This window comes from Rhodopila sp. (assembly GCF_965277825.1).
GTDB lineage: Bacteria > Pseudomonadota > Alphaproteobacteria > Acetobacterales > Acetobacteraceae > Rhodopila.
Genome location: NZ_OZ255846.1, coordinates 4,393,152 through 4,405,114, shown reverse-complemented (window position 1 = coordinate 4,405,114; position 11,963 = coordinate 4,393,152). Strand labels below are relative to the sequence as shown.

Genomic DNA, 11,963 nt, shown 5'->3' with positions numbered 1-11,963 from the left:
GCGCAGTCCGGTCAGCCAGGCTGCGTCGCTACCACAGGGAAACGCCGAGACCGGGCCCGGCGAGTGATAGCAAGCTCCCGCGTATGCAGCACGAGCACTATCCGCAACGGTCATAATCTGGGATAATCCCGAGCTTCAGCAACTGGGTCCGCCCTCCATCGGGCAATAAAAGCGGGTCTCACGTTGACCCAGTGATGAATTCAACGAACGGACGCGCAGCTTCGTCTGATAGTTCGAAATCGGCCACCGCTACAATTTCTTCGATAGCACCGCCCATCACCGGGCCTAAAAGGGCTTGAAACCCGGCATATAATTTGTGCTGCTGTTCTAGGTCCCGCCGACCGCGTGTTCATTTATATTTCTTTTGTATAATGACCGTTATTGCGCTCCTTTAGGGCTGACGCTCATCCAGTGACTTGCGCCCGCGGCGCTGCGGCTTGGCTTGTGCCGCTAGGCTGTCCAGCCCGGCGATGGTGACCGGCTTGCGGTTGGGAAACTCGGCCATGAGCCGCAATTTCCCGCCCAGGGCCTCTACGTAGGAGCGGAGCGTCGAGAGCAGGAAGTCGCTGCGCTTTTCGATCCGCGACACGCCGTCCTGTGAGATATGCAGCGCTTCAGCCATCCGCACCTGGGTGAGTTCATGGGCCTTGCGCAGGTCGCGCAAAGTCATCTCCTCCTCAAGGAGTTGCGAGGCGGCAACCGCAATCTCTTCCTGCTGATCGGACGGCAGGCTGCCGATCACTTCGTCCAATGTCCTTGCCATGGTCAGTCTCCCTTCTTCTGTCGCGCGAGATGATCGTCAAACCGCTTGTCCGCCGTGGCGATCAGCCGGCGGTAGAATTGCGCTTCGCTCCCTCCGGACTTATTGCCAGCCGCCAAAACAATTGCCCGCCGGGCCGTATCGAATGCGAACGCTGCCCGCCAGACGCCGCCGCCCGCATCGAATCTCAACTCCTTCATGTTGCTGTGCTTGGAGTTCTTGAGCGAATCCACGTGAGGACGGCCCAGCAATGGCCCGATGCTTTCCAACAGGCGCGCCTTTGCCGCGAGTGCCGTCTGCACGTCACGAGGCAGTCCTAAAAATTCGGCGTCGAATGTCTCATGGAAGATGACAATCCAAGCCATTGATCATCATACCATAGAGGAGATATGTTTTCAATTACATAATTTAATGTCGGACGAACCGGTTACTTGTCCCGCCTCATTTGCCCCGTCGTTACGGCCAGGCTCCCGACATCAAGTGCGGCCTTTGGCCCCTCCACGCCTTGCCCCAAGGGCGGGTCATGGTTCGCATCCTGCGAACCGATGACACGACGCCGGCACGGCACGGCTCCGCGGAGCGGCGCACAGCATCGTATCTTGACCCCAAAGCTGCGCCCCCCTTTCGGGTGCTGCGACGGGTCACAGGCCGATGCGCCAATCGAGGGCAGCCGTACCATTTCCCATCTGTGCGCCCTCTCTAGCGGGAGTGTCAGGCGGTGCCCCCTGACCAAGCCTCTTTAACCTGCAAAAATACAGCTTGCTATCCACAGAGTGCGATCCCTTTTGGTGGCATCACCCAAAGTGTGAATAGCCCTCGTGAATAATGAGTTGCAGAGCATCATCGGTTCAACCTGAACCGATTGATGCTCTAATCCACTCCGACGACCGCCCCCAGCGTATCGCCGATCGGTCGGTTCAGCACCAGGTCGGCGACATCGTCCAGCCCGGTCTGCTGTAGGTTGACGATGACCAGGGCCGACCGGTTGCGCTTCGCCAGTTCGGGAAACCCGGCGGCCGGATAGACCACCAGCGACGACCCGATGGCGATGAACAGATCCGCCTGCAGGGTTTCGTTTTCCGCCCGCCGCATCGCCTCGATCGGCATCGACTGGCCGAACGAGATGGTCGCCGTCTTGACCCAGCCGCCGCATGCGCAATGCGGCACGATGCGATCGTTCTCGAAATCGACCCGCAACGCCTCGATCTCGTAGCGCGTGCCGCAGTCCAGGCAGTGCGCGTAGGTGGTGTTGCCGTGCAGTTCGATGACCTTGTCGTCGGGAATGCCGGAATCCTGGTGCAGCCCGTCGATATTCTGGGTGATGACCGCCGCCGTCCGGCCACCGCGGATCAGTTCCGCCACCGCGCGGTGACCGCGGTTGGGCGCGGCATGGCGCAACACCGGCTGCATCGCGAAGCGACGGCGCCAGGTCTCCCGGCGGGCCTCGTCGGAGCGCAAGAAGTCGGCGAAATCGATCGGCGTCTGTTTGGTCCAGATGCCGCCCGGGCTGCGGAAGTCGGGGATACCGGACTCGGTGCTGATGCCGGCGCCGGTGAACAGCACGATCCGCTCCGCGGCGTCGATCAGGCGGCCAAGGTGTCGCAGTTCGTCGTCCATTGCAGCGGCTCCTGATCATCGCCCGGCATCGCAGTGGCCTACCACATTGCCGCTCGCTCGACAGCCCGCCCCGGCTCGGATACAGACGCAACGGGAGGCCGGCATGCGGTTCGGAATCTGGGCACTGGTTCACGGCAGCCGCGGCGCCTTGCAGGACCCGGAAGAACCCTACGACGCGTCGTGGCCGCGCAACCTGGCGCTGATCCAGCAGGCCGAGCGACTGGGCTACGACAGCACGCTTGTGGCGCAGCACACCATCAACCCCCATCATGCGCCGAACGATCAGTTGGAGGCGTGGACCTCGGCCGCCGCGCTGGCCGCGGTCACCAGCCGCATCGAGATCATCGCCGCCATCAAGCCCTATCTGTATCACCCGGTCGTGCTGGCCAAGATGGCGCTGCAGATCGAGCATATCAGCCGCGGTCGCTTCGCGCTCAATCTGGTCAACGCCTGGAACATGCCGGAGCTGGAAAAGGCCGGCATCCCGTTCGCCCCGCACGACGAACGTTACGGTTACGGCCGGGAATGGATTGCCGTGGTCGAACCATTGATGCGCGGCGAAACGGTGAGCTTCCGCGGCCGCTACTTCAACATCGATGACTACACGCTGCGTCCCGCCGATCCGTATCGCGCGCGGCCGAAAATCTATGTCGGGGGCGAATCGGAACCAGCCCGCGCACTGGTCGCCGATCATGGCGATGTCTGGTTCATCAACGGCCAGCCTTTGTCCGATGTGCGGGCCCTAATTGCCGATGTCAGCTCGCGCCCGCGCGCCGGGCGGCCGCTGCAATTCGGGCTGTCCGCCTTCGTCATCGCCCGCGACACCGAGGCCCGCGCCCAGGCCGTGCTGGTCCGCCTCGCCGACCTAGCGAAACTGGACGCGCCGATCCGCGAGGTGCAGCGCGCCAACACCGATCCTGCCTCGGTCATGGCGGCCACCATGTCGAAGACGCCGCGGGTGGGCAGCAACGGTGGCACCGCGGCCGGATTGGTCGGCAGCTACGATCAGGTTGCCCTGCGCATCCGCCAATTCGGCGACGCCGGCATCGAGTTGTTCATGCTGCAATTCCAGCCGTTCGAAGCCGAGATGGAACGCTTCGCCACCGAAATCATGCCCCGGGTGCGCCAGCTTTGAAGCGGCGCGGTAAACCAGTAGTCTGCGGCTAACAGATCGGAGCCGAACCCATGCCAGAGCGGCGGCAATTGCGGCTGGGCGCCTTCATGCGCCCGGTCAGTATCCACACCTCGTGGTGGCGCTATCCCGGTGCCCATCCCGACGCCAACTTCAATTTCCGCGACATCGCCGGCTTCGCCCGGACCCTGGAACGCGGCAAGTTCGATGCCTTCTTCATGGCCGACCATCTGGCGCTACTGAACATGCCGATGAACGCGCTGAAGCGCAGCGCGACCACCACGTCATTCGATCCGCTGACCCTGCTGCCCGCCCTCGCGGTGCTGACCGAGCGGCTGGGGCTGATCGCGACCGCGTCCACCACCTTCAACGACCCCTATCACATCGCCCGCAAGTTCGCCTCGCTCGATCACATCAGCAACGGCCGCGCCGGCTGGAACCTGGTCACCACCTCGAACCCCGAGGCCGCGCGCAACTTCGGCCTGGAAAGCCACGTCGAACACGGCGAACGCTACGCCCGGGCGCGCGAGTTCTACGATGTTGTCACCGGCCTGTGGGACAGTTGGGCCGACGACGCCTTCATCCGCGACGTCGAGACGGGAATATATTTCGATCCCGAACGTATGCACCTGCTGCACCACAAGGGCGAGCACTTCTCGGTTCGCGGCCCGCTGAACATCGCCCGACCGGTGCAGGGCTGGCCGGTCATCGTGCAGGCCGGCGCGTCCGAGGCCGGCCGCCAGATCGCCGCCGAGACCGCCGAAATGGTGTTCGCCGCCGGCGGTCCAATGGCGGACGCGCAAGCCTTCCATGCCGACGTCAAGGCTCGCGCGCGAGCCGTCGGCCGCGACCCCGACCACATCAAGATCCTGCCCGGCGCGCTTGTCGTCGTCGGCGACACCATGGCCGAGGCGCAGCGCAAGCGTGACCTGCTGGACAGCCTGGTGCATCCCGACAGCGGCATGGGATCCTTGTCGATCGCCCTCGGTGTCGATGCGTCGCGCTTCGACCTCGACGGCCCGTTGCCGGAGATCCCGGAAACCAACCAGAGCAAGAGCGGCCGCCAGCGGGTGATCGATCGCGCCAGGCGCGACAACCTGACGGTGCGCCAGCTCGCCCAGATCGCCGGCGGCTATGGCGGACTTGCTTTCACCGGCACCGCCGCATCGATCGCCGATCAGATGCAGGAATGGCTGGACACCGGCGCCTGCGACGGTTTCAACGTGATGTTCCCCTATGTTCCCGGCGGCCTGGACGACTTCGTCAACCTTGTCGTGCCCGAACTGCAGCGCCGCGGTCTGTTCCGCAAGGAGTACGAAGGCCGCACCCTGCGGGAGAACCTCGGCTTGCCAAGACCGCCGAACCGGTATTTTCCTGCCGATTGAACCGTATCCGCCATCCGGGGTCCGCCGGTCACCGGCCGCGGCACAGGAGGACGACGATGGCTGATTCAGCCTGCGGTATCGTTACGAACCCGGCGTGATGCCGGCAGCGCCGCTCGCGGGACTCCGCGTGCTTGAATTCAGCCACACGGTGATGGGCCCGACCGCCGGTCTGATCTTCGCCGAACTCGGCGCCGACGTGATCAAGGTCGAGCCGGCGCCGAACGGCGACCACACCCGCGGCCTGGGCGGCTTCGCGGCCGGGTTCTTCGCGGCGTTCAGCCGCAACAAGCGCAGCCTGGCGGTGGACCTGAAGCACCCGGACGGGCAGGCGGTGATCCACCGACTGGTGCCCGGGGTCGATTTGGTGCTGGAAAACTATGGACCCGGCACCATGGAACGGCTGGGCTGCGGCTATGACCAGCTCGCGCCGCTGAATCCGCGGCTGATCTACCTGGCGCTGAAAGGCTATCTCGCCGGTCCGTACGAGAATCGCCCGGCGCTTGACGAGGTGGTGCAATTCCAGAGCGGGCTTGCATTCATGACCGGCCCGGTCGGTCAGCCGCTGCGCGCCGGCGCGTCGGTGATCGACATCCTGGGCGCGGTATTCGGCGTGGTCGCCGCCCAGGCCGCGCTGCGTGAGCGTGAACAGACCGGCAAGGGGCAACGCGTCGGCAGCGCGTTGTTCGAGAGCGCGGCGTTCCTGATGAGCACCCATATGGCCGGCATGACCGCAACCGGCCTGGAGGCCCGACCGATGCCGGCTCGGCGCGGTGCCTGGGCGATCTATGAGGTGTTCGGCACCGCCGGTGGCGGCCAACTGTTCATCGGCGTGACGTCGGATCAGCAATGGGTGCGCTTCATCGAGCAATTCTCGCTGCATGAACTGGCCGCCGATCCGCGGCTGGGCACCAACCTGGCGCGCCTGGGAGAACGCGCCTGGCTGATCCCGGCGTTGCGCCAGGTGCTGGCGGAAATCCCCCAATCCGACGTCGAAGATCGCTGCCAGCGAGCCAACGTGTCCTGGGCCAGGGTCGGTCAGCCGGGCGATCTGTTCACCGACCCGCATCTGCTGGCGACCGGCGGATTGCTCGACGTCTTCATCTCCCGCATCGGCGGCGCCGAAGGCAAGAAGGTCGGCCTGCCGGCGCTGCCGATCGAGTTTGGGCCCGATCGCGCGCGTGGCGGCATCCACCGACAGTCGCCGCGCCTCGGCGAACATTCGCAGCAGGTGTTGGCCGAGGCCGGATATTCGCCGTCCGAGATTGCCGCCCTGCTGCAAGCCGGCGCGGTGGTCGGCACAGCCGACTAACCGCGACGGCCAATCCGCGCGGAGGCTCAACCACGCGGAGGCTCAACCGTAGGGAGGCTCAACCGCACGGAGGCGACGCGTGGTGAAGCGCGCGAAATTGCGCTATGACTGCCGCGTCGCCGCCATCGAATCGGTACGACCTCAGACTCGGGACACCAATGCGCTGAATACTTCCGGTGCCGTCACCACCAAACCGCTCGTTCTTGCCGTGGCCAATCAGAAGGGCGGCGTGGGCAAGACCACGACGGCGGTCAACCTGGCGGCCGCGCTGGCTGATGCCGGGCTGGCCGTCCTGCTGATCGACATGGACCCGCAAGGCAACGCCTCCACCGGGCTCGGCATCAGCCGAACGGAGCGACACGGCGGAACCTACAACCTGCTGATGGAAGGCGAACTTGCTGACCATGCGCTGCTGCCGACGGTGCTGCCCAACCTGTCGCTGATCGCTTCGGATTCCGACCTGGCCGGAGCGGAAATCGAACTGGTTCCGGAACAAAAGCGCGAGTTTCGCCTCAAGGCCGCGCTGACCACGCTGCCGGCATTCGCGCCGTTTCAGGTCATCCTACTGGATTGCCCGCCGGGACTCGGTTTGCTGACGCTGAACGCGCTGGTCGCCTCGGGCGGCGTCATCGTTCCGTTGCAGTGTGAATTCTACGCGCTGGAGGGGATCAGCAGCCTGATGCACACGATCGAGGCGGTGCGCCGGCGGTTCAATCCAGGCCTGCGGCTGTCGGGCATCCTGCTGACCATGTTCGACCGCCGCAATAGCCTGTCCGGCCTTGTGGAAAAAGATGCGCGTGACCATTTCGGTGACTGGGTGTTCGACACCACGGTGCCGCGCAACATCCGGGTCTCGGAGGCTCCGAGCCACGGGCTTCCGGTCATCGTTTACGATCCGAAGTCGGCGGGCGCGCTATCCTATACAGCCCTGGGCGCCGAGATTTTGAGGAAAGAAAAAATCGCAATGCCGGACCAGGTGGGCACTGATGGCTAGCAAGAACACACCGCCAAGGCTGGGTCGCGGCCTGGCCGCGTTGCTGGGCGATGTTTCGATGCCGATGAATGGCGAAAAGTCCGTCTCGGTCGCCACCATTCCGATCGACCAGATCGATGCCAATCCATTCCAACCTCGCACCGACTTCAATCCTGACGAGCTTGAAAGCCTGGCCGAATCGATCCGCGTGCAGGGCGTCTTGCAGCCGATCCTGGTGCGCTCCCATCCGAGCGAACCGAATCGTTATCAGATCGTCGCCGGCGAGCGCCGGTTCCGTGCCGCGACACAGGCCGGATTGAACGAGATTCCGGCGATTGCACGCGATATGGACGACAGCGATACCGCGGTGGTGGCGCTGGTGGAAAACCTGCAGCGCCAGGACCTGAACGCCATCGAGGAAGCCGAAGGCTATCAGCGCCTGCTGGTGGATTTCGGCCTCACGCATGAAGCGCTGGGTCTGGCGGTCAGCAAGTCGCGCAGCCATATCGGCAACACCATTCGGCTGCTTCGCCTGCCGGAACCGGTGGTCCGCGACGTCCGATCGGGGTCGCTGTCATCGGGTCACGCACGGGCGTTGATCAACGCCCCGAACCCCGAGGCGCTGGCCGAGCAGGTGCGCAAGCGCGGCATGTCGGTGCGCCAGACCGAGGCGCTGGTCAACAAGTCCGTCGTCGCCCGCGGCCAACCGCGCCAGCCGCCGCCCAAGAAGCTCGACGTCGCCGCGCTGGAGCATCGGGTCAGCGAAGCGATTGGCAGCCGGGTCACCATCAGCACCACACGCCGGGGCGGCGGCGAGCTCAGCATCCAATTCCGCGACCTTTACCAACTCGAGGAACTGGTCGGGCGACTGACCGGCGAACGCGAGACGGTGGTGGCCGCCGGACACGCATAGCGCCGACACCTGTTGCGCCTGATCGTGCCGGTGGTGGCGTGATCGGGGCACGGCAACAGACGGCTGGGTTACGCGTTGTGCCTGCACAAACCGCAAGGGGCAGAACATGGCACGCGTCGTCGGAATCGATCACCTGTCGATCAGGGTCAGCGACTACGAAAAGTCGAAGCTGTTTTACGGAAAGCTGCTGACGTTCCTCGGCTTCAAGGTCGAGGCGGACTATCCCGGAGCCACTGGATGGAGCAATGGCCACACGCTGTTCTGGATCGGCCAGGCCGAGCCCCGGGCTGGCAACCGGAGGTATCAGCTCGGTGAGGTCGGCCTGCATCACTACGCCTTCCGGCTGCGCAGCCGGAAGGACGTCGACGACCTGGATGCGTTCCTGCGCAACGACCTCAAGGCCGAGATCGTCGACCCGGCCGGGGAATACTACGAGGATTACTATGCGGTGTTCTTCCTCGACCCCGACGGCCTCAAGCTGGAGGGCATGAGGTATGGCGAGAACGGCGAAAAGGCGGCACGAAAGGCCTCCTGACAGTCCGCTTGCGTCAGCGCCAGTTCGATCCGCGCAGGTGGTCCTCGATGATCGCCAGATTGCGCAGATTTGCCTTCAGCGCCATGTCGAACAGGTCGCCGACGATCGGCACGCTGCCGCCCAGCACCTCGATGCCGACGTTGGCCAGCATCCGGCCCAGCTGGTGCTTCGGCAGGCCAAGCTTGGCGGCTTCGTAGATGATGTAGAGCGACAGTGCCCCCAGCACCGCGTCGCCGCCCACCGGCAGCAGCCCGATCACGCTGTTCAGGCCGAACCGGAACCGCGTGCCCGGCAATCCGAAGGCGCCGTCGATCAGCCACGCCAGGCGACGCAGCCGGGCCAGGCGGGCGGCGGTGTCGGACGCGGTGAAGACATTTCCGGTGGCGGCGAAGTTCATGCAGGCGATCTCCGTTTTCGCCCCCTTATGTCAGTGGACGGCGCCGCGAAATCAATGGCGGCTTCGCACCGGCTGCGCCGGCCGCCGGCATGACCATCCAGGCCGCATGACAATCCAGCCGCCATGACCACCCAGGCTCGGGCCTTGCCGCGCTTCCTGGCGTTGTATGCCGCGCTGTTCGCCGCGTTCGGAGTGGCCTCGCCGTTCTTCGCCGCGTTCCTCGCCGGCCGAGCACTGCGGCCGGAGGCGATCGGCGTGGTACTGGCCGCGGGTACCGCGATGCGCCTGCTCGCCGGCCCACTCGGCGCTCGCCTGGCCGATCGGCTGGCCGCCCCGCGGCTTGTGCTGGTGGGTTTCATCGCCGGCGCCTGTGGCATCGCGTTTCTCTACCTGCCGGCGCAGGGCGTCTGGCTGCTGCTGCTGGTCAGCGTGGCACACGCGTCAGTGCTGGCGCCGATCAATCCGATCGCCGACGCCCTGACGCTGCGCGCCGCGATCGGCCGCCCGACCGCGCAGGCAATCGACGATCAAATTCCCCCAGCGGCCATGCCCGACCCCGAAACCCGTCGCTTCGAATACGGCTGGGTGCGGGGTGCCGGATCGGCAGCGTTCATACTGGGCACGCTGCTGTCCGGCCCCGCCGTCGCCCGCTTCGGGCTGAACGCCATCATCTGGCTCAACGGCCTGCTGCTCGGCCTCGCCGCCTGGTGGGCGCATCGCCTGCCCAATCCCGCGCCAACCCCAATGTTCGCGCCGCCGGCTCGGTCCGGCGGAGTCCGGCTGCTGCTGCGGCTGCCGGCATTCCGCCGGTTGATGCTGGTGGCGGCGCTGATCCAGGGCAGCCACGCGATGCACGACGGCTTCATCGTCATCCACTGGGAAAGCCTGGGCATCGGCGATGCCACCATCAGCCTGCTGTGGTCCGAATCGGTCGCCGCCGAGGTCGTGGTGTTCCTGTTCATCGGCCCCTGGCTGCTCGACCGGTTGACCCCGGCGACCGCGTCGATGCTGGCCGCCGCCGCCGGAATCCTGCGCTGGGCGGTGCTGGCCGAGACCACTTCGACCCTGGCGTCGGCGCTGGTCGAGCCGCTGCACGGGCTGACCTTCGCCCTGCAGCACCTGGCCTGCATGCGGCTGATCGGCGCCCTGGTGCCGGCGGAACTGGCCGCGACCGCCCAGGCGTTCTACAGCACGGTCGCCGTCGGCGCGGCGACCGCGCTGCTGACGGTGGCTTCGGGCACGCTGTATGCCGACTTTGGCGCCGCCGGCTTCTGGGTGATGGCGGCGCTGTGCGCCTTCGCGCTGCCGCTGGCTTCGGGGTTGCGGCCCGCACGCAGTGCAATGCCGTGACCGCCGCGGCCGGCCGGATGCGCCGGGCGGTTCAGGCGACGACCTTCAGTCCGGACAGGAACTGCTTCGCCAGATCCCGATAGACCACCGCGTTGCGGTCGAACCTGGCGCGTTCCTCGGCGTCCATCACCCTGCGCAGCTTGGCCGGTGACCCGGTCCACATCTCGTTCGGCCCGATCACCTTGCCCGGCGTCAGCAGGCCTCCGGCGGCCAGCATGCCGCCTTCCTCGATCACCGCGCCGTCCAGCACGGTGGCGCTGATGCCGACGAAGGCTCGGTGCTTCAGCGTGCAGGCGTGGATCACCGCGTTGTGGCCGACGGTGACATCGTCGCCGATATGAGTGTCCATGCCGCCGGAATCGATGTGGATGACGGTGCCGTCCTGGATGTTGGTGCGCGCGCCGATGCGAATGATGCCCATGTCGCCGCGCACCAGGCAGTGGAACCATATCCCGCTCTGCGATCCGATCACCACATCCCCGATCACCGCCGCGGTCGGCGCGATCCAGGCATCGTCGGCGATGCTCGGCGTGACCCCGTGCAATGAGAAAATGCTGCCATAGCGCTCAGGCATCCGCCATCTCCCGCGCCCCGACCCCGGTATGCAGACCGAGCATCAGGGCGAGGTTCTGCACGGCGGCCCCGGAGGCGCCCTTGCCCAGGTTGTCGAGCCGCGCCACCAGCACTGCCTGGCGGTGTTTTTCGTTGGCATGCACGCGGAGTTCCAGCCGGTCGGTGTCGTTCAGCGCCTCCGGCTCCAGCTTGCCGTCGGCCGCGGCGTCTACCACGCGCACCAGGTCGCAGCCGCGATACCGTTCGGCCAGCACGGCGTCGAGATCGGCGCCGCGCGGCTTGCCGGGCAGCGTATCGAGGTGCAGCGGGATCGACACCAGCATGCCCTTCAGATAGTGCCCGACCGCGGGCACGAAGATCGGCCGCCGGGTCAGCCCGCCATAGCGTTCGGTTTCGCCGATATGCTTGTGCTCGAGATTTAAACCGTAGAGTTCGAAGGCCGGCCCGTGCGCCGTTCGGTGCGCCTCGATCATCGCCTTGCCGCCGCCGGAGTAGCCCGACACCGCGTTGATCGTGATCGGATAATCCGGCGGGATCAGGCCGGCATCCAGCAGCGGGCGCAGCAGTCCGATGGCGCCGGTCGGATAGCAGCCCGGATTGGCCACTTTGTGCGCCGCGCTGATCCGCCCGGCCTGGTCCGGTTCCATTTCGGCGAACCCATACACCCAGTCTGGCGCGACCCGGTGCGCCGTGCTGGCGTCCAGCAGCTTGGGCGCGCCGGCGCCCAGCGAGGCCGCCATCGCTGCCGCCTCGCGCGCCGCATCGTCGGGCAGGCACAGCACCACCAGATCCACCGCCGCCATGATGTCGCGCCGGGCGGCTACGTCGCGGCGCAGCTCGAACGGCAGGCTTTCCAGCTTGACCCCAGGCATCGCCGCCAGGCGGTCACGGATGCCAAGCCCGGTGGTGCCTGACTCGCCGTCAATGAAGATTTTCGCGCCGGGGCGCGCGGAAGCAGTCGGCATGCGTGGCAATCCTTCCTTCGGCAGCAGAACCTCGCGGTGCGGCGAAGGAAAAGC

13 protein-coding genes are annotated in these 11,963 nt (G+C 66.0%); 7 read left to right on the top strand and 6 right to left on the bottom strand.

Translation table 11 applies throughout. From position 1 onward, the window contains the following. Nucleotides 1-391: 391 nt before the first annotated feature. The 3 genes from ACQY4T_RS21315 to ACQY4T_RS21305 all read right to left on the bottom strand — a co-directional run bounded on the left by ACQY4T_RS21315 (nt 392) and on the right by ACQY4T_RS21305 (nt 2,377). Nucleotides 392-763, bottom strand: coding sequence for a helix-turn-helix domain-containing protein (locus ACQY4T_RS21315; protein WP_428534778.1), 372 nt, complete (start codon nt 761-763; stop codon nt 392-394). A 2-nt stretch (nt 764-765) separates the two neighbouring features. After that, entirely contained in the window at nt 766-1,125 is a 360-nt protein-coding gene (locus ACQY4T_RS21310) for a type II toxin-antitoxin system RelE/ParE family toxin (RefSeq protein WP_428534776.1), read from the bottom strand. A 505-nt stretch (nt 1,126-1,630) separates the two neighbouring features. Continuing rightward, nucleotides 1,631-2,377, bottom strand: a complete 747-nt coding sequence (locus ACQY4T_RS21305) for an SIR2 family NAD-dependent protein deacylase (RefSeq protein ID WP_428534774.1) — start codon at nt 2,375-2,377, stop codon at nt 1,631-1,633. 103 nt (nt 2,378-2,480) lie between these two features. On the opposite strand from ACQY4T_RS21305, the gene ACQY4T_RS21300 reads away from it, so the two are divergent. The 6 genes from ACQY4T_RS21300 to ACQY4T_RS21275 all read left to right on the top strand — a co-directional run bounded on the left by ACQY4T_RS21300 (nt 2,481) and on the right by ACQY4T_RS21275 (nt 8,624). Beyond that, complete coding sequence (locus ACQY4T_RS21300; RefSeq protein WP_428534772.1) at nt 2,481-3,512, top strand: LLM class flavin-dependent oxidoreductase; 1,032 nt, start codon at nt 2,481-2,483, stop codon at nt 3,510-3,512. A 50-nt stretch (nt 3,513-3,562) separates the two neighbouring features. Further along, the gene (locus tag ACQY4T_RS21295; RefSeq protein ID WP_428534770.1) at nt 3,563-4,894 is read left to right on the top strand and encodes an LLM class flavin-dependent oxidoreductase; all 1,332 of its coding nucleotides are present in this window, start codon (nt 3,563-3,565) and stop codon (nt 4,892-4,894) included. Between the two features lie 97 nt (nt 4,895-4,991). Further along, complete coding sequence (locus tag ACQY4T_RS21290; protein WP_428534768.1) at nt 4,992-6,203, top strand: CaiB/BaiF CoA transferase family protein; 1,212 nt, start codon at nt 4,992-4,994, stop codon at nt 6,201-6,203. 163 nt (nt 6,204-6,366) lie between these two features. Next, nucleotides 6,367-7,197 (top strand): ParA family protein, encoded by an 831-nt coding sequence (locus tag ACQY4T_RS21285; protein WP_428543025.1) that lies wholly within the window; start codon nt 6,367-6,369, stop codon nt 7,195-7,197. After that, nucleotides 7,190-8,089: a ParB/RepB/Spo0J family partition protein gene (locus tag ACQY4T_RS21280; protein WP_428534766.1), complete on the top strand. Its 900-nt coding sequence runs from the start codon at nt 7,190-7,192 to the stop codon at nt 8,087-8,089. The genes ACQY4T_RS21285 and ACQY4T_RS21280 overlap by 8 nt, the downstream gene beginning before the upstream one ends. A 106-nt stretch (nt 8,090-8,195) precedes the next feature. Further along, complete coding sequence (locus ACQY4T_RS21275) at nt 8,196-8,624, top strand: VOC family protein (protein ID WP_428534764.1); 429 nt, start codon at nt 8,196-8,198, stop codon at nt 8,622-8,624. A gap of 13 nt (nt 8,625-8,637) precedes the next feature. Here ACQY4T_RS21275 and ACQY4T_RS21270 read toward each other — a convergent pair whose 3' ends face one another. After that, nucleotides 8,638-9,021: a DUF4112 domain-containing protein gene (locus ACQY4T_RS21270; RefSeq protein WP_428534762.1), complete on the bottom strand. Its 384-nt coding sequence runs from the start codon at nt 9,019-9,021 to the stop codon at nt 8,638-8,640. Nucleotides 9,022-9,144: 123 nt separating this feature from the next. Here ACQY4T_RS21270 and ACQY4T_RS21265 point away from each other — a divergent pair, with 123 nt between their 5' ends. Next, nucleotides 9,145-10,371, top strand: a complete 1,227-nt coding sequence (locus ACQY4T_RS21265) for an MFS transporter (RefSeq protein ID WP_428534760.1) — start codon at nt 9,145-9,147, stop codon at nt 10,369-10,371. A 31-nt stretch (nt 10,372-10,402) separates the two neighbouring features. Here the strand turns inward: ACQY4T_RS21265 and ACQY4T_RS21260 are convergent, their stop codons facing one another. Continuing rightward, on the bottom strand, nt 10,403-10,945 hold the full coding sequence (locus ACQY4T_RS21260) for a gamma carbonic anhydrase family protein (RefSeq protein WP_428534758.1): 543 nt from the start codon (nt 10,943-10,945) through the stop codon (nt 10,403-10,405). Further along, nucleotides 10,938-11,909, bottom strand: coding sequence for an N-acetyl-gamma-glutamyl-phosphate reductase (gene argC, locus ACQY4T_RS21255; protein WP_428534756.1), 972 nt, complete (start codon nt 11,907-11,909; stop codon nt 10,938-10,940). The genes ACQY4T_RS21260 and argC overlap by 8 nt, the downstream gene beginning before the upstream one ends. Nucleotides 11,910-11,963 lie beyond the last annotated feature (54 nt).